This window comes from Mucilaginibacter aquatilis (genome assembly GCF_009755275.1).
GTDB lineage: Bacteria > Bacteroidota > Bacteroidia > Sphingobacteriales > Sphingobacteriaceae > Mucilaginibacter > Mucilaginibacter aquatilis.
This window is the reverse complement of the sequence record NZ_WQLA01000002.1, coordinates 575,411-592,848: the sequence shown is the minus strand read 5'-3', so window position 1 is coordinate 592,848 and position 17,438 is coordinate 575,411. Positions and strand designations below refer to the sequence as shown.

18 protein-coding genes and 1 tRNA gene are annotated in these 17,438 nt (G+C 41.0%); 15 read left to right on the top strand and 4 right to left on the bottom strand.

All coding sequences use genetic code 11. The annotated features are described in order from the left end of the window. Window positions 1-184 precede the first annotated feature (184 nt). A complete protein-coding gene (locus GO816_RS18700; protein ID WP_198171439.1) occupies window positions 185-352 on the bottom strand; it encodes a hypothetical protein in 168 nt (55 codons plus the stop codon). 270 nt (window positions 353-622) lie between these two features. Here GO816_RS18700 and GO816_RS07040 point away from each other — a divergent pair, with 270 nt between their 5' ends. Beyond that, on the top strand, window positions 623-940 hold the full coding sequence (locus tag GO816_RS07040; RefSeq protein WP_157540642.1) for a hypothetical protein: 318 nt from the start codon (window positions 623-625) through the stop codon (window positions 938-940). Window positions 941-1,326: 386 nt separating this feature from the next. Here GO816_RS07040 and GO816_RS07035 read toward each other — a convergent pair. Beyond that, window positions 1,327-1,414, bottom strand: a tRNA-Ser gene (locus tag GO816_RS07035). A 290-nt stretch (window positions 1,415-1,704) separates the two neighbouring features. On the opposite strand from GO816_RS07035, the gene GO816_RS07030 reads away from it, so the two are divergent. The 3 genes from GO816_RS07030 (at window position 1,705) to GO816_RS07020 (ending at window position 4,060) form a co-directional block, all read left to right on the top strand. After that, window positions 1,705-2,676, top strand: coding sequence for a polyprenyl synthetase family protein (locus GO816_RS07030; protein ID WP_157540641.1), 972 nt, complete (start codon window positions 1,705-1,707; stop codon window positions 2,674-2,676). Window positions 2,677-2,760: 84 nt separating this feature from the next. Continuing rightward, complete coding sequence (locus tag GO816_RS07025; protein WP_157540640.1) at window positions 2,761-3,465, top strand: ATP-binding cassette domain-containing protein; 705 nt, start codon at window positions 2,761-2,763, stop codon at window positions 3,463-3,465. A 160-nt stretch (window positions 3,466-3,625) separates the two neighbouring features. Further along, window positions 3,626-4,060, top strand: a complete 435-nt coding sequence (locus GO816_RS07020) for a hypothetical protein (RefSeq protein WP_157540639.1) — start codon at window positions 3,626-3,628, stop codon at window positions 4,058-4,060. Window positions 4,061-4,146: 86 nt separating this feature from the next. Here the strand turns inward: GO816_RS07020 and GO816_RS07015 are convergent, their stop codons facing one another. Then, a complete protein-coding gene (locus GO816_RS07015; RefSeq protein ID WP_157540638.1) occupies window positions 4,147-4,617 on the bottom strand; it encodes a hypothetical protein in 471 nt (156 codons plus the stop codon). 161 nt (window positions 4,618-4,778) lie between these two features. On the opposite strand from GO816_RS07015, the gene GO816_RS07010 reads away from it, so the two are divergent. The 7 genes from GO816_RS07010 (at window position 4,779) to GO816_RS06980 (ending at window position 11,846) form a co-directional block, all read left to right on the top strand. Then, window positions 4,779-5,312: a hypothetical protein gene (locus tag GO816_RS07010; RefSeq protein ID WP_157540637.1), complete on the top strand. Its 534-nt coding sequence runs from the start codon at window positions 4,779-4,781 to the stop codon at window positions 5,310-5,312. Between the two features lie 107 nt (window positions 5,313-5,419). Continuing rightward, a complete protein-coding gene (locus tag GO816_RS07005) occupies window positions 5,420-5,941 on the top strand; it encodes a hypothetical protein (protein ID WP_157540636.1) in 522 nt (173 codons plus the stop codon). 115 nt (window positions 5,942-6,056) lie between these two features. Then, window positions 6,057-8,453: a gliding motility-associated ABC transporter substrate-binding protein GldG gene (gldG, locus tag GO816_RS07000; RefSeq protein WP_157540635.1), complete on the top strand. Its 2,397-nt coding sequence runs from the start codon at window positions 6,057-6,059 to the stop codon at window positions 8,451-8,453. Between the two features lie 34 nt (window positions 8,454-8,487). Further along, window positions 8,488-9,612 carry a DNA polymerase III subunit beta gene (dnaN, locus tag GO816_RS06995; protein WP_157540634.1) on the top strand — a complete coding sequence of 375 codons (1,125 nt, stop codon included), beginning with the start codon at window positions 8,488-8,490 and terminating at the stop codon, window positions 9,610-9,612. Window positions 9,613-9,718: 106 nt separating this feature from the next. Further along, complete coding sequence (locus tag GO816_RS06990) at window positions 9,719-10,408, top strand: DUF4397 domain-containing protein (RefSeq protein ID WP_157540633.1); 690 nt, start codon at window positions 9,719-9,721, stop codon at window positions 10,406-10,408. A 2-nt stretch (window positions 10,409-10,410) separates the two neighbouring features. Continuing rightward, a complete protein-coding gene (locus GO816_RS06985) occupies window positions 10,411-11,157 on the top strand; it encodes a DUF4397 domain-containing protein (protein ID WP_157540632.1) in 747 nt (248 codons plus the stop codon). A gap of 41 nt (window positions 11,158-11,198) precedes the next feature. Further along, on the top strand, window positions 11,199-11,846 hold the full coding sequence (locus GO816_RS06980) for a DedA family protein (RefSeq protein WP_317163600.1): 648 nt from the start codon (window positions 11,199-11,201) through the stop codon (window positions 11,844-11,846). Here GO816_RS06980 and GO816_RS06975 read toward each other — a convergent pair. Next, complete coding sequence (locus GO816_RS06975) at window positions 11,817-12,842, bottom strand: zinc dependent phospholipase C family protein (protein WP_198171438.1); 1,026 nt, start codon at window positions 12,840-12,842, stop codon at window positions 11,817-11,819. The two genes, GO816_RS06980 and GO816_RS06975, sit on opposite strands and share 30 nt — an antisense overlap. A gap of 163 nt (window positions 12,843-13,005) precedes the next feature. Between GO816_RS06975 and GO816_RS06970 the strand changes: the two genes are divergently transcribed. The 4 genes from GO816_RS06970 (at window position 13,006) to radC (ending at window position 17,430) form a co-directional block, all read left to right on the top strand. Continuing rightward, the gene (locus GO816_RS06970) at window positions 13,006-13,704 is read left to right on the top strand and encodes a DUF4397 domain-containing protein (protein ID WP_157540630.1); all 699 of its coding nucleotides are present in this window, start codon (window positions 13,006-13,008) and stop codon (window positions 13,702-13,704) included. A 109-nt stretch (window positions 13,705-13,813) separates the two neighbouring features. Further along, entirely contained in the window at window positions 13,814-14,068 is a 255-nt protein-coding gene (gene rpsT / locus GO816_RS06965; protein WP_157540629.1) for a 30S ribosomal protein S20, read from the top strand. Between the two features lie 166 nt (window positions 14,069-14,234). After that, window positions 14,235-16,571 carry a S9 family peptidase gene (locus tag GO816_RS06960; RefSeq protein ID WP_157540628.1) on the top strand — a complete coding sequence of 779 codons (2,337 nt, stop codon included), beginning with the start codon at window positions 14,235-14,237 and terminating at the stop codon, window positions 16,569-16,571. Between the two features lie 160 nt (window positions 16,572-16,731). Beyond that, on the top strand, window positions 16,732-17,430 hold the full coding sequence (radC, locus tag GO816_RS06955) for a RadC family protein (protein WP_317163599.1): 699 nt from the start codon (window positions 16,732-16,734) through the stop codon (window positions 17,428-17,430). The last annotated feature ends 8 nt before the right edge of the window (window positions 17,431-17,438 follow it).

Sequence of the window (17,438 nt, the reverse complement as noted above, 5' to 3'; positions counted from 1 at the left end):
ATATGCTTTTCAACATAATGAAGAAGAATATTGAATTTGTAAAAACGCTTATAAACTTAGTCGGATTCGTTTTAATAACTAGTAGGCAATGCCAAACTGAAACCCTATTGTAAACAATGCGGGTTTATCATTACTAAAGCGCAAAGGCATTGGCACAGCGGCAAACACGCTACTGCTTTTACCTTTAAAAAACACTTTGTTTAAAACAGGTGAACCCCATACCGGCCCAAGTTTCAACAGCAGCAAGGCCGGTAATAGTAAACCCAATCGCTACAGCAACTAATAATCCCGATTGCTCTGAGAAGCCTGTTAGATATGCAATTTCGGTTAAAGAATATTGCTTATTCTCCATTAATTGAATGGCTTTGTGATTACGCAAATCTTACCGAGATATAGAAGTTTCATGTTTAATAAATAAATTGCCAAGGTCAATATATGTATCTTGAGGGAGAGAGAGTGTGTGTGTAAGACTAACCAATTTTAATGATACTAGATATAACTTCGGTCAATAATTAAGTGAATAAAACATTGGAAATGCTTTAAAATGCTGATAAACTGATCAAATAAAATAATGCAACTAACGTATTGTAAATTGCGAATATCGAACAGTCTAATTTAAATAATGAAAATGAAGCAATATGCAAATTCCCGTTGCTGTATTCTCTTTTTGCTTTTAGCTATAAGCTGTTTCGCTTGCCGGCAGCCTACACCAATAACCAAGCAGCCGGTTGATAAGGTAATGCTTTTGAAGTTAATTAAAAAGGTGGTGGTAACGGAATACCAAACGCCAGGTGAGGGTATTGCCGTGCTTAGGTCATTCGCCAGTCATCACAACATACAATTGATTGACAGCAACAAAGCATTCAAGGATACTACCGTATTACAAGTACGATTTAACCCGGACAAAGACTTTCCTGTTATTATTTCAACTTGCCGTTAAATCTTCAAAAGCAATTAACCAACCGTGATCTAGATCAGGCTTATGGCCCAGGCATCGAGTCTCCCAGGCCTAAAGAACCGACCAGCTTTAGTGCAATGTACTTTGCTAAGGATTGCGGCGACATTGCCATTGCGACAAGAAGCCAGTTCCCCCCATTTGTTGCCCAACCCATGATTTACCAGATCACCGTGATGTTATAATAATTGGAAAGTTTCGATACACTTCTTTAAGTCACAATCACCAGATCGAACAGTCCGGTGCTAAAGTCAGCAAATTAAGAAAGGAAAAGCACGCTGTAACCAACCAACGTTAAGTTGTTGCATGCATCAAAATATAAAATCCCGATTTGCGCAAATTGAAGAATTTGGAGCTTGATTGAAAATCAGCGGAGAGGGAGGGATTCGAACCCTCGATACGCTTTTGACGTATACACACTTTCCAGGCGTGCTCTTTCGACCACTCAGACACCTCTCCGAAAAAATGTTTGCAAATGTAAACTAATAGGTGTGTATACACAACAAAAAAGCGAAACCCCGCAGTAGCGGGGCTTCGCAAGCAAAACTTCAACTAATATAAAAACCCTATGCATTTATCCTGCAACCACCAGGGAAATACACTTTTAAGACCTGTGTACCAGTTAAAGGTTTAAAGCACTCGTAAATTTACTGATGGCAAACAGCCACTTAAATTATTTTAGTATGTTTGCGATTGCTTGCCTTAATGGGTAAAAAGTACACTTAAATAAACTGTTTGCTAAGTTTTTAATGCTGAGCCTTAACGAAATAAAGAAGCCCATTGCTGCTGAAATTGATGTTTTTGAAGAGAAGTTTAAGGCTTCGATGCAAAGCTCGGTTCCGTTGCTCGATAGGATAACGCATTACATTGTAAAGCGCAAAGGCAAGCAAATAAGACCCATGTTTGTATTTTTTGCCGCCAGTATGTGTGGTGGTATAAATGAGGCTACCTATCGTGGTGCAGCGCTGGTGGAGCTGGTTCATACCGCCTCACTTGTGCATGATGATGTGGTAGATAATGCTTACCAGCGCCGTGGCTTTTTTTCTATTAACGCTTTATGGAAAAATAAGATAGCTGTTTTAGTTGGTGATTTTTTGCTAACTAAAGGCATGCTGCTGTCGTTAGATCATAATGATTTTGACCTGTTAAAAATACTTTCAAATGCAGTAAAGCAAATGAGCGAAGGTGAACTGCTGCAGGTTGAAAAAGCACGCAAAACCAATACCGACGAAAGTATTTACTATGAGGTTATAAGACAAAAAACAGCATCGCTTATAGCATCTTGCTGTGCATGCGGTGCGGCTTCGGCCGGTGCTGATGCTGATACCATTGAAAAAATGCGACTATTTGGCGAAAAAATAGGCATTGCCTTTCAAATTAAGGACGACATGTTTGACTTTGGCACCGATGACGTTGGCAAACCGTTAGGCATCGATATTAAAGAGAAAAAGGTAACCCTGCCTCTTATTTATGCATTAAACAACGTATCCTCAGCTGAAAGAAAAAAAATTATAAGCCTGGTAAAAAACCATAAAGACAACCCGGAAAAGATAAGCCAGGTTATAACTTTTGTAAAACAAAACGGTGGACTTGAATACGCCGAAACTCAAATGCAAAAGTACCAAAACGAAGCATTTGAAATTCTTAATACCTTCCCTCCCGGCGAAGCGCGGACAGGCCTTGAACAGTTGGTGAGGTATACTACTGAGCGCAATAAATAAACGCCACACCCCTACTTAAAAACTTAGTGCTATAATAGGTGTTACCTATTGTACCTGTATTATTATATCATAAATTTACCAGCCATGAGCATTAAGGTTGACGGTTTGACCAAAGTTTACGGTTCGCAAACAGCAGTAAATGGCATAAGCTTTACTGCCGGCCCGGGTGTGCTTGGTTTTTTAGGTCCAAATGGTGCAGGCAAATCAACCACCATGAAAATGCTTACCGGCTTTGTTCCGCAATCGTCGGGCTATGCAAGTGTGTGTGGTTTTGATACGGTAACAAACAGTATTGAAGTAAAACGGCGTATTGGTTATTTGCCCGAAAGTAACCCGCTGTATATGGACATGTATGTTAAAGAGGCGCTAAGCTTTATGGCAGGCATACACCAATTGCCAAACGCCGACAGCCGTATAAAAGAGGTAATTGATCAAACCGGCCTTACGCCCGAACAACATAAAAAAATACATCAGCTATCTAAAGGTTACAAACAAAGAGTGGGTATAGCACAGGCAATTTTGCACAACCCTGAGGTGCTTATTCTTGATGAACCCACTTCAGGACTCGATCCTAACCAGCTCATAGGTATCAGGCAGCTCATTCGTGATTTGGGCGCTACAAAAACAGTTATTCTTTCTACCCACATTATGCAGGAAGTTGAGGCTACTTGCAGCCAGGTAATTATCATTAACAAAGGCAACATTGCAGCAAACAACACACTGCAAGGACTAAAAGAGCAGCATTCAGGCAAATCTTTGGAAGAAATTTTTATTTCGCTCACCAATTAAGTTGTACACAAACTGTAGTAAGTTTGTGCCATACTTAATCCTTTTTATGAAAAAATTATTTATTAGTGCCAGGTTGCTTTAGCAACTTCCACCGGTGCATGGGCACAAACCAAATCATCAAACACTACTTCAGGACCTAAACTGAGCGTTGGTTTCGATTTTGGCTTACCAACAGGTAATTAGGTCAAACGGTTACTCTATTGGTTTTGGCGGGAGCGGCAAGGCAGAATTTCCGCTATCAAAGTCTTTTAACTTAACCCTAACCACCGGTTATATTAATTATTATACAAAAGATGGTTTTAAAGACGCCTTGGAGCGTATAAACTACAAAACCTACTTTGGATACATTCCTGTAAAATCTGGTGGTAAGTTGTTTTTAAGTGAAAGCTTCTATGCTGATGCCGAGATTGGTGTTCTGTTCGGCACTAATAACAATAGCGGTAACTCGTTTATTTACGCACCCGGACTGAGCGTTTCATTTCCTGTAAGTGACAATCACGACATTGACTTTGGTGCCCGCTATGAAGGTTGGTCGCAAAGCGGAGGAAATATAGGACAGGTTGCTTTTAGAATTGCTTACAAATTTGGATTGTAGCTTTTAATTAAGCTACATAGAAAACAAAAACCCCTGCCTTTTAAATAAAGCAGGGGTTTGTTTTTATAGGTAGATATGTTTAATTTTTATTGGAAAGCGTAACGGAAGCCTAAGCCAAAGCGTGCAGCGGCTGTACCAACGTTATTACTTAATCCGATTGCTGGTCTCCAGTCAAATACAAGGCTTATAGGAGCCGATTTAATTTTGTAATCTAAACCAGCAGCTGGTCTTAAATACCAGGTTGAACCACCGTCATAAAGGGCTACCTGCGGACCTAAGCCGATATACCATTTCAACTCAGGAGCCTCTCTGAATGGCTGATGATAGTTGTAAGAACCACCAATCCATGTGGCATCTCCACCAAACAATAAATCTCCTTGTATAGCATCATTGGTGCTAAAGAAATGTTTAATGCTTGGACCAACCAAAGTTGAACCATCACCAAAATCAATTCCCAAACCTAAGGCAGTGGTGTAACCTGAACCTCCTCGTTGTGCATACGTGTTTGTAGTGGCAAATAAAGCTGCAATAGCGGCCAAAAGGATAAATTTCTTCATAAAAATAGATATGTGTAAGAATTTAAAATTTGTAACTACTGAACAACATTTATGCCATAAGGGCAATAAGTTTACAATAAACTTATCAATATGCACTTTGTACCAAAAAGCAAAACAATATTGTATGGTTTTGGTTACACCTACGATTTATCAAAAAAACTATGAAAAAAATATTACTTACATTAACTCTGGCATTACTAGTTACTGCCTCTTTTGCACAACGCAAACGTTCATCAGCTGCTAAGCTTGGTATTGGTTTAGATTTTGGTGTTCCTATTGGTGACTTTGCCGACATTCACAGCATTGGCTTTGGTGGTGCAGGTAAAGCTGAATTACCTTTATCATCAAATTTCTTCTTTACAGTAACCGCTGGCTACATTAGCTATTATTATGACAAACCAGTGCGTGACGCAATTAAAGCTGTAGGTGGCGATACTTATTTGGGATTTGTTCCTTTAAAAGCTGGTGGTAAATACTACTTCTCTCCAAACTTTTATGGCGAGGGTGAAATTGGTGCACGTATAGGTACTAACAAAGGTACGGGTACTGCATTTGTATACGCTCCCGGACTTGGTTTCTCGTTCCCGGTAAGCAACGGCCATGATATTGATTTTGGTGCCCGCTTTGAAGGATGGACTGTTGACGCAAATGCTCAGCAATTTGTATTTAGAATTGCTTACAAGTTTGGCTTGTAGTTTTGACTTTACACTCTATAAAAAGCCTTGGTTGTTATGTGCAATCAAGGCTTTTTTGTTTAAAAACTTATCATTTACTTTACCGCTTACGCAACAATATGCCCGCTATGGTAAAGTTAAACCTGTTTTTTATACTAGTCTTTCTATCAGCAATAGCCAATGCCCAGTCTGACCGAAAACCGGCCATTAGCTTAGGCCCCGAGCTAAACGTACCTCAACGCAGCGGTTATACTATTGGCTACGGCGCATCGGCAAATTTTGAACTTCCGGTAGCGGCCAGCGTTAATGTATTGGTTGCTGCAGGTTACCATCGTTATAATTATAAAAACTTTGGGTTTAATAATTACGTGAAGCCTGGCCCAGATTATTTCACGCCACTAAAAGCAGGTTTAAAATACTACCCTGATGCAAAACTGTATCTTGCGGGAGAACTGGGTACCGTTTTTAACAACAAAAATAACAGTGGCAGCACAAGCAACTTGTTTGCTTACTCATTAGGAACAGGTTTTTTACTCCCTGTTAATGACGACAAAACCAATCATGTTGATATTGGCCTGCGGTTTGAAAACTGGTCACAAAACCGGCTCAGGCAGTTTGCCATAAGGGTTGCTTACCGCTTCGATCTTTAATATCACCACCAAGCTCTCTTTTTTAAAAATCTTATTTAAGCCGCAATTATACAGATGCCATATTACCGGCTTAAATTTTTTTAAACAACATCAACCTTTCACGCCTTTTACATTTATGCTCAGCATCTTAAAAAAAGAAATCAATTCTTATCTCAGCTCCCTGGTTGCTTATGTAACTATAGGCGTATTTTTACTGGTGCTCGGATTGTTCCTATGGGTGTTTCCGGAGTCGAGCATACTTGAGTATGGCTACGCAGGCCTGGAGAGTTTGTTTAGTACAGCGCCCTACCTGTTTATGTTCTTAATACCAGCCATAACTATGCGTTCGCTGGCCGAAGAACGCCGTGAAGGTACCTTAGAATTATTGGCCACCCGTCCGCTTACCGATTGGCAAATAGTAGCAGGTAAATATATAGCCTGCCTGTTGCTGGTTTTATTTGCACTGCTGCCAACATTACTATATGCATTTTCAATTTGGATACTGGGCAACCCTCAAGGTAATTTAGACATGGGTGCCATTATAGGCTCATACATAGGTTTATTTTTATTGGGAGCTGTTTTTGTAGCTGTTGGGTTGTTTGCATCATCGGTTAGTAAAAACCAAATTATTGCATTTACCATTGCAGTATTTATCAGCTACCTTTTATACAGCGGGTTCGATTCGGTAAGCCAGTTGCTATCACTACAAAATTGGGATATACAAAATTTAGGTATCACCCGCCATTATGATTCGGTAAGCCGTGGCGTGCTCGACACGCGCGATTTGACTTACTTTTTAGTTTTAACAGGATTTTTTTTAGCGCTTACGCTTTTGGTAGTAATCAAACAGCGTCAAAAAAAACTGCAACACACCGCGCTACCAGCCATGGCAGGTTCACTGGTTGTAATTATCATACTTTCATCGTTAACTTTTACCCGTATTGACTTTACCAAAGAAAAGCGCTTTACTCTTTCTGACGTAAGCCGAGGCGTGATGGACACCCTGCCCCAGCCGGTTAAAGTAACTGTTTACCTTCAGGGCAAAGACCTGCCCGGCGGAATGAAAAGGCTACAACAGGCAACTCGCGACATGCTGAGTGACCTAAAAGCCTACAGCAACCGCCGTTTACAATTCGAATTTATAAACCCGTTAGACGGCTTAAACGAGCAGGAACAGGAACAAACCATCCAGGACCTTCAAAGTAAAGGTGTTGAAGCTACCAATCTCAGCGTAAAAACCGATAACGGAGTATCACAAAAAATAATATTTCCTGCAGCACTGGTAAATGCCGGTGATAAAAGTATTGGTGTAAAACTGCTGCAAACGCGTATTGGCCTCTCGCCCGATGAAGTGCTTAACAATTCTATTCAAAACCTTGAGTATGCCTTTACCTCTGCTATAAAAAAAGTAGTTTCAGGTGGCAGGCCGCGCATTGGATTTACAGAGGGGCATAATGAGCTTAATAACGTTCAGCTGAATGATGCCCTTCAAACCCTTGCAGACGGCTTTGAGGTAGGCCGTGTTAACTTACAAACCATGCCGTTTGCCACATTGCAAACCATGAAATTGCTGGTGGTGCCAAAACCAGATAAGCCGCTTAACGAGGTTGAAAAATTTAAAATAGACCAATACCTCATGCGGGGCGGCAGTATTATTTGGGCCATAGACCAGGTAAGTGCCGAGCTTGACAGCCTGCGCGGGCACGGCGGCGAGCAGCTTGCATTTCCAAAGCAATTAAATATTGATGATCAGTTGTTCAGGTATGGCGTACGTATTAACTATGACCTTGTTGCTGATTTAAACTGTTCGCAAATACCTGTTACCACGGGCAATGCAGGTGGTCAGGCTCAAATACAAATGTTACCATGGCTTTTTTACCCGGTTTTTATGCCACTTGGCAGTCATCCCGTAGTTAAAAACTTAGAAGGCATACGAAGCGAATTTGCAAGTACCATTGACCTGCTGCCGGTTAAAGGTATACAGCAAACGGTGTTACTTGCTTCATCTCCTTATAACAAAAAAATCACAGCACCTCATGCGCTCTCTTTACAAGCACTTGAGCAGGAGCCAAACCCCAATGAGTTTAAAAGCCAGCCCAAAATTACAGGTGCTTTACTGCAAGGAAGCTTTAATTCTGCTTTTGTTAACAGACCAGTTCCTGCCGGTATTACTGAAGCTATTGAAATTGTACCGCATAGTAAAGCAGCAAAAATGGTGGTATTAAGCGATGGCGATATCATCAAAAACCAGGTTGAAAGTGATGGCTCGCCATTTACTTTAGGGTTTGACCGGTATACACAGCAAACCTACGGCAACAAAAATTTATTATTAAACCTGGTTGATTACCTTACTGATGATACCGGACTCATAGCCCTGCGCAACAAGGAAATAAAATTGCGCTTGTTAGACAGAGCCAGGCTGCGTACCGAGAAAACATATTGGCAAACCATTAACACAGTTATACCTGTTGCGGTGTTGCTAGTTTTCGCAATTTTTCAACAATCTTTACGCAAACGCAAGTATGCCCGTTAAAATTTTATACTTTTGGATGGACTAATACTTGTTTATGAGATTCATTGTTTCGACGTTAACTTTACTGAAGCAATTGCAGGCTGTAAGCGGCGCTTTAAGCAGCAGTACAGTATTGCCAATACTGGAAAACTTTTTATTTGAAATTAAAGAGGGTAACCTTACCATATCGGCTACAGATTTGCAAACGAGCATGACCACGTCATTATCGGTAGAAGCAAAAGAGAATGGTCGTATTGCTATCCCATCACGTATTTTACTTGATACGCTGAAATCATTACCTGAGCAACCTATTGCTTTCTCGGTAGATGATAAAACGTTTGCTATTGAGATAAGTGCCGGTGATGGAAAATATAAGCTGAGTGGTGAAAACGGCGAGGATTTCCCAAAAATTCCTGTTGTTGAAAACGCATCGTCGGTTAATTTACCAGCATCTGTTTTAGCTGAGGCAATTAACAAAACTATTTTTGCTGTAAGTAATGATGAGTTGCGCCCTGCAATGACAGGGGTATTTTGCCAACTTTCAACTTCATATTTAACTTTTGTATCTACTGATGCGCACAAGTTAGTTCGTTACCGCCGCAAAGATGCACAAGCAGCCAGCAACACATCGTTCATCCTGCCAAAAAAAGCGTTGAACCTGCTAAAGTCGGCCTTGCCATCAGATGATGTAAATGTATCTGTTGAATATAATAATACCAGTGCATTCTTCAAGTTTGGAAACATTAACCTGGTGTGCCGTTTAATTGACGAGCGCTACCCTGATTATGAAGCTGTAATTCCACAGAGCAATCCTAATAAAATGACTATTGACCGTCAGTCTTTCCTGGGGTCTTTACAACGTGTAGCCATTTATGCTAATAAAACAACCCACCAGGTACGTTTAAAAGTTAGCGGAAGCGAATTGAATATATCATCAGAAGATATTGATTTTGCTAACGAGGCACATGAGCGCTTAAGCTGTCAATATGAGGGCGACGATCTGGAAATTGGCTTCAACGCCCGTTTCTTAATTGAAATGCTTAAAAACTTAAGCAGCGAAGAAGTTGCTTTACATATGTCAACCCCTAACAGGGCAGGTTTACTATTGCCTCAAGGTGGTGATGAAAACGAGGATGTACTGATGCTGGTTATGCCAGTGATGCTTAACAGCTATGCATAAGTTTTAAAGTTAATTATAAATCCAAATTAAAGTCCGGTTAACAAGCCGGACTTTTTTAGTTAGCCGTGTATAACAAACCGTAAAAAAAGCAGTTATAAATTCGGATATGTATAAAAAAGCCTATTTAGCCGTTTTAATTGCAACAGCTTTGCTGGCTTTTTGCTCGTGCGTAAAAAATGATCCACCGGTTGCCAATCCGGGCACGGTAAACTTAAATGTAATTAATGCTATTACTGATACTTCTATCGTAATTAATTATTATATAAATGGCGCAAGACAAAACAGTGTTACGGGTATATATCCATTAGCTAACAGCGGTTACAGTGCAGTAAACCGCGGAGAAACAGTGATTGCTTTCAGGCGTTTGTTTGATAATCAAAACTATAACTATGCCGATACACTTTTTACCTTTCCGGTAAAGCTTGATTCGGCTGCCTCGAATGTGAGCTACTCGTTATTTTTAAGCGGCCTTAACCGCAACTCGGCTTTTTTAATAAAAGATACGCTTGCATCCGACGCTAAAAATGCCTTGTTAAGATTTGTACCTGCAACACAAGAGCTGCCGCAGGTAAGAGTTTATTTAAACGATACTTTAAGGTTTACCAGTAGCAGCTTCAAGGCTGTAAGTGCTTTCATACCTGTAGGTAACGGAAAAAAAACAATAAGGATATCGCCTTTGAACACCAACGAGGTTTTATATACATCAAATATTACGCTTAACGCTGGTACTATTTATACACTATTTAGCCAGGGGAGGCGCAACAGTTTCAGAGCAGGTTTAATAGTAAATCAATAAACATGTTAAAAAAGAACACTATATTTTATAGTTTATTTACACTTAACTTTTTATTACTTGCGTTGCCCATGCTAAGCTCATGCGGCAAAGAAGACGACTCTACCCGAGCTGCTTCTGATATAAGACTACAAATACTTAACCTTAGTCCGGATGCATATCCGGTACAACTGTTTATTAATGGTGGCGGATTAAACCGTTATAGCTACAATACAACGCCCGCTTATTTTTACCTAACATCTGACCAGGCCAGATTTCCGCTTCAACTACGCTCCACCCGTACCGATGATAACGGCGTAACACTAAGCTCAGATTCTGTGAATTTACCAAATACTCGTTACAGTTTATTTTTCACCGGTTTGCGTTCAGAAAAAACACTGAGAACAATATTAACCGTTGATGATACTGCCTCTTTACCACCTATAGGCAAGGGAGGCCGGGTACGCTTTGTGAACACCGCTGCCCGTAATACAGGCGCACATGATATTTATGCCAACGGAGTAGCAATTATTCGTAATGTTGGTTTTGCCGAAGTATCAAACTATTTCACACTGCCCCCCGGCAATTACAATTTCAGAATTTATCCGGCAAATACCTCGGCCACCAGCCTTGCCGAACTCAATAACATTACCGTTCAGGATGGCCGGCTGTACACCATCTACTCACGAGGCATAGTAGGCCGCGCCCCTACAGATAGCGCTGCATTCAACATAGCAGTACTGGCCAATAACCCGCCGGAAAATAACCGGTAGTGTGTAAATATTTGTTACTTTTACGCCAAACTGTAACAACGGTGGAAATTATAAAAGAACTTATTGACTTTATTTTGCACATTGATAAGCATCTTGTGCAAATAACCAGCCAGTACCAAGCCTGGACTTATCTCATCCTTTTCGTTATCATTTTTGCCGAAACAGGATTTGTAGTAACCCCCTTTTTACCCGGCGATTCGTTGCTATTTGCGGCAGGAGCTTTAATAGCTACAGGAAGCTCAGGTCTTGATATTTATCTGCTGGCTATTTTACTCGTTATAGCTGCATTTTTAGGTAACACGGTAAATTACCAGCTAGGCCATTATTTAGGCGCACGCGTTTTTAAACCCGAAAACAAAGTACTCAAACTTGATTACTATCTTAAAACTAAAGCTTTTTTTGATAAGCATGGCGGAAAAGCGGTAATATTCAGCAGGTTTATGCCCATCATCAGAACTATTGCACCGTTTGTAGCGGGCGTTGGGCGTATGCCGTTTGGCCGTTACAGCTTGTATAACATTGTTGGAGGTGTAGCCTGGATTGTAACCTTTTTATTTTTAGGTTATTTACTGGGTAACGTTCCGTTTTTTAAGAAAAACTTTTCGCTCATTGCACTTGGTATTGTGGTTGTGTCATTACTTCCGCCTATATGGGCCGCATTACGGAGCAGGTTCTCGCGCAGCGCGTGATGATGGTTTCACCTCGGGCAGCGGTTTATTAACCGTGCCGTAAGCGGGTAACACTGCAATCTTTCCAATTTTATACAAAGCTGCTTCATAAGCGGTTTTTTGTTTTATTGAGTCGGGTAGCATATCAATTAGCTTACCTAAATCAGGCTGGCCGGCATCAACCCAGGCCGAGTACCAGTAGCTCCCTGTGTTGAGTATGGCTATACGCAGCCGCCGTTGTACCATCCCTTTCAATGCAGTATGATAAGCACGGCAGTAAGCTGCCGAAAAGTCTTTGATTTTACGCTTACCACGTAATATAATCTCATATTTTTTATCGGCCGGAAACACCCTATCAATCTGACGCTGCACACGCAACACCGAATCGGTGCATTTGAAGGAGCTCCTGCATAATATAAATGCCTGCCATAACGGATTTTCAATATAGCGCGCCTTCCCTACGTTGTAATTATAAGTATTGCCAAACTGCTCGGGTAAACGGCTTTCCCATAATGCATGTAACCCACTTTGGTGGGTTAGTTGCCCATCGTGGTTCATTGTTGTATGCAAGGGTACACAGGCGTCAGCTACGTAATGCCCAAGGTATGCCGAGTAATGCCTGATTAATGATGTATCATGATTTTTAAATGCATCAACAAGCTTATAGTAGTTGTACTGAATTGTCCAGGGCAGGGTACCATATTTATATAAAGTATCGGCGGAATATTTTTTGATGGCATCTTTCCACTTTTGTGGTACAGTATGAAACGGATCTTTACCATAATGATCGGCATCAAAAAAGTGCCTCGGTATTTCGGCCGAATCAACATAGCGTCGTTTATCGGCACTGATTGCATGTTCAGTAATGAATTCAATATTTGCCCGGTAAAACGCATTCATTGAGACAGGAAGGGTATAAACAGCTACCCTGTTTATTCTGAAATGGGCATAAAAACCCCATGAACTCATCAGGAAAAGTAATGCAGTAGATAGCGTTAAGCGCACTAAAATCTTCACCTTACTCTTTTCATTTTAGAACCTGCGAGTTTGTTAAATAAATTTGTTAAGCTAATTAACGAACAAAACCCGTGGCAAACAAATACTATAACGCCATGTTTTACGTACTTATACAAATAACACGGTTGCTATACAACCCAATTTGTTCATCTTAAAATCATCTATGAAAAATTTCACTTCTGCATTTAAACTTACGGCTCGTTATGCCTTTATGGGTTTGTTAAGTTTAAGCCTTTTCTCTTCCTGTAAAAAAGACGACCCTTACAATTTTGAAGAAACCCTGCATTCACGTGTAAACTTAATTAATGCAAGCCCCGATGCTCCTGCAGCACGCTTATATGTTGATGATGTATTGCGCACCCCAAACGGTGTAAACTTTGGCGAGGCATCAGGCTACTATGATACATTTTCGGGTACGCAGGATGTTATCATTAAATCTGCTTCGGGCGAGGCAACGCTTGCTACCACCAATGCAGGTTTTGATGTAGAAACTAGTTACACTTACATGCTTATTGGTCAAAACAGTGCTTTGAGTATATTGGCAGTTAATGATGATTTGGCTGCACCTGCATCAGGCAAAGCTAAAATAAGATATGTAAACGCATCACCAAACTCATCGGGCGTTACGCTTAACAACGGAAGCACGGTATTGGTAGGAGCGCAAAATTACAGAGGTGTTGCACCAACTGTTGAGGTAAATGCCGGCAACTATACATTACGCGCTTATAACACTGGTGCATTTCCATCTGCTGCAGCAACAGTAAACCTTGAAAGTGGCAAGATTTATACCGTTTATGCAAAAGGCCTGGTTGGCGGAACCGGCAATTCAGCATTTAGCGTTGGTGTATTTACCAACAAATAGTCCTGTGCAAAGTATATAACATGCTGAAAATTATTTTATAAGAGATTTGCAACTTGTAAATATTTGTACTACATTTGCAGTCCGAAATTAAAAAAGATAATTAGCTAAAATGGCAAATCATAAATCAGCAATTAAAAGAATCAGGGCTAACGCTGCGAAGCGTCTGCGTAACAGATATCAGGCTAAAACTACGAGAAATGCTATCAAAAAGTTAAGGGCTTCTACCAGCAAAGAGGAAGCTACTCCTTTATTGAGCAAAGTAATTTCGATGCTTGACCGTTTAGCTAAGAAAAACGTAATTCACAAAAACAAAGCATCTAACAATAAGTCAAAACTGACTAAATTTGTTAACGGCTTAAAATAATATTTCAGTTTTATGCTGATATGGCCGCTTCATGCAAATGGAGCGGCTTTTTTTGTTTGCAGTTTACAAACGTAAAAAACAGATTATACAACCATGTTCATTTAGCAGCACATTTAAAAGCTGTATATTGGTTGTTTGAAACTGTATTACTTATTAACTCAAGCAAATGAGAAAACTTTTACTACCTGTTTTGCTGCTAAGCTGTGCTGCTGCCAACGCTCAAAACAGCAAAGCACTTACGGTTACTGATTATGAACGGGCCGAAAAGTTTATGGGTTACAACACGGCTCCGCTTATTGACGGAGCAAACGTACGCCCTAACTGGTTCACTGGAGATAGCTTTTGGTATCGCAACCTTACCCCTAAAGGCTCAGAGTATATAATTGTTGATGCGGCAAAAGGCACACGCAACCTCGCATTTGATCATGACAAATTTGCCAGCGAACTCTCAAAGGCCACTCAAAGCACATTTAAGGCCGAAGCGCTGCCTGCAAGCATTAGCTTTACTGACGACGGTAGCTTTGCAACCGTTTATGCAGGTAATAAATACTGGAACTACAATCTTCAAACTGGCGCTTTAAGCGAGAATACCAACCCTGCTCAAGGCAACCGCAGCGCAACTATGAACAGGCGCAATGCTATGGCAGGTGGCGTTATTTCGCCGGATGGCAAACGCATGGCTTATATCAACAATTATAATCTTTGGGTACGAGATTTAGCCACAGGTAAACAAACCCAGCTAACAACCGATGGAGAGAAAGACTTTGGTTACGCAACAGATAATGCAGGCTGGTCGCATAGTGACGCTGCCATTCTGAAATGGTCGCCCGATTCGAAAAAGATAGCCACCTTTAAGCAAGACCAGCGTAAAGTTGGTGACATGTACCTCGTAACAACAAATGTAGGTACGCCTACCCTTAAAGCATGGAAGTATCCTCTTCCCGGCGATAAGGATATAGCCATGATTCATCGTTGCATTGTAGAGGTGGAAAACCCAAAAGTAATAATGCTTAAGGTAGAAGCCGACCCTCACAGCGCTACCTTAAGTGATGATATTTCAAGCAGCGGCTCGTTAGATGATGTAAACTGGAGTGCCGACGCAACTCAACTGGCCTTTGTATCAACATCGCGCGACCATAAACAGGAAAAGGTGCGTATTGCCAACGCAACAACAGGCGCAGTACATGAGGTTTTTGAAGAGGTTGTACCAACCCAATATGAATCAGGCTGGGGAAGCATCAACTGGCGCTACCTACCCCAATCAAACGAAATAATTTGGTTTTCAGAGCGCGATAACTGGGGACACCTTTATTTATATAACGCAGCTAACGGCAAACTTAAAAATCAAATAACCAAAGGCAACTGGGTTGTTACGCGGCTACTTAAGGTAGATGAAAAAAACAGGCTCATTTATTTTGTAGCTAACGGGCACGATAAGGTAAACCCTTACTTTAGCCATGTTTTTAAAATTGGTTTTGATGGCAAAAAGCTTAGTGATTTAACGCCTGAAACCGGCTTTCACCAAGTTACGTTTTCACCATCAGGCAACTATTTGGTAGATACTTACTCACAACCTAATGTTGCCCCTGTTACAGTACTACGTAATAAAAACGGCAAAGTAATTACTACTGTACAAAAAACAGATGTATCAAGGCTTAAAGCCTCAGGATGGAAAGCGCCAACTCCCATTACAGTGAAGGCACATGATGGCAAGACGGATTTATACGGTTTAATGTTTACACCCACCAACCTTGACCCAAGCAAAAAGTATCCTATTATAAACTACATATACCCTGGTCCGCAGGGTGGCAGTATAGGCGGCAACTGGGGCTTTTCGGCTGCACGTGGCGATCACCAGGCTTTGGCCGAACTTGGATTTGTAGTTGTACTTATAGAAGGCACAAGCAATCCGCTTCGCTCAAAAAGCTTCCATGATATGGCTTATGGTAAAATGTCTGAAAACACGCTACCCGATCAGGTTACCGGAATGCAGCAACTAGCTCAAAAGTATCCGTACATTGATATTAACAGGGCTGGTATGTGGGGACACTCGGGTGGTGGTTTTGCTACTGCATGCGCTATGTTTAAATATCCTGATTTCTTCAAAGTAGGCATATCAGAGTCAGGCAATCATGACAACCGCAACTACGAGGATGATTGGGGTGAACGCTACATTGGCTTACTTACCAAGGATGCAAGTGGCAAATCAAACTATGAAGACCAGGCCAACCAAAATTTTGCAAAAAATTTAAAAGGAAAACTGATGCTGGCGCACGGCATGATGGATGATAACGTACCTCCTTACAACACGTTGCTTGTTGTGGAGGCACTTGAAAAAGCAGGTAAAGATTACGACCTGGTAATATTTCCTAACAGTGCACATGGTTATGGCCAATACAGCTATTACATGACCCGTAGGCGCTGGGACTATTTTGTGCGTTACCTGATGGGCGCTGAAACGCCTAAAGAATACCAGTTAAAACCACAAATTGATATAAGATAACATCAGCCTACAGGGCTCAGCAATTACCTGCTTTACATGTGATACAAAACGCCATAGTGAAATTCACTATGGCGTTTTGTTTTAATCCTTGTTACCCTTGGAAACCACGGCTAACATTCAAGGTATTGCACTGATGATAAATTTTCAATAGTTTCAAGCCGTGGAAGCATATGAAAGCAAAATAAGCATTAAGGCCTGGGCAGAGGAAGACCGTCCGCGTGAAAAGCTCAATAGCCAGGGGCGCCGTGCATTAAGTGATGCTGAATTAATTGCAATTTTGATTGGTTCAGGCAGCCGAACCGAATCGGCAGTTGAACTAAGCAAGCGAATTTTGCACCATTATGATAACGACCTGCAAAAGCTAGGAAAGGTTTCAGTTGCTGAGCTTTCGAAATTTAAAGGTATTGGTGAGGCTAAAGCAATATCCATTATTGCGGCCCTTGAATTAGGCAGGCGGCGTACCGATACCGACGTAAAGGTACCTGAAACTGTTGCCGGCAGTAAAAGTGTTTACCAGGTTATGAAAAGGCATTTAGTTGATTTAAACCATGAGGAGTTTTGGATTTTACTGCTAAGCCGCAGCTGCAAAATTATCTCTAAAGAGTTAATTAGCAAAGGTGGACTTTCAGGAACGGTTGCCGACCCTAAAATAATCTTCCATGTTGCCCTGCAACACCAGGCATCCTCAATTATTTTAACCCATAATCATCCTTCGGGCAACCTTAAACCCAGCCAGCAGGATATTGATTTAACTCGTAAAATACACCAGGCCGGAAAAATTTTGGATATATGCGTTCTCGATCATTTAATTATTACCGACGGCGGCTATTTTAGCTTTGCCGACGAAGGATTGATTTGATGACAAAA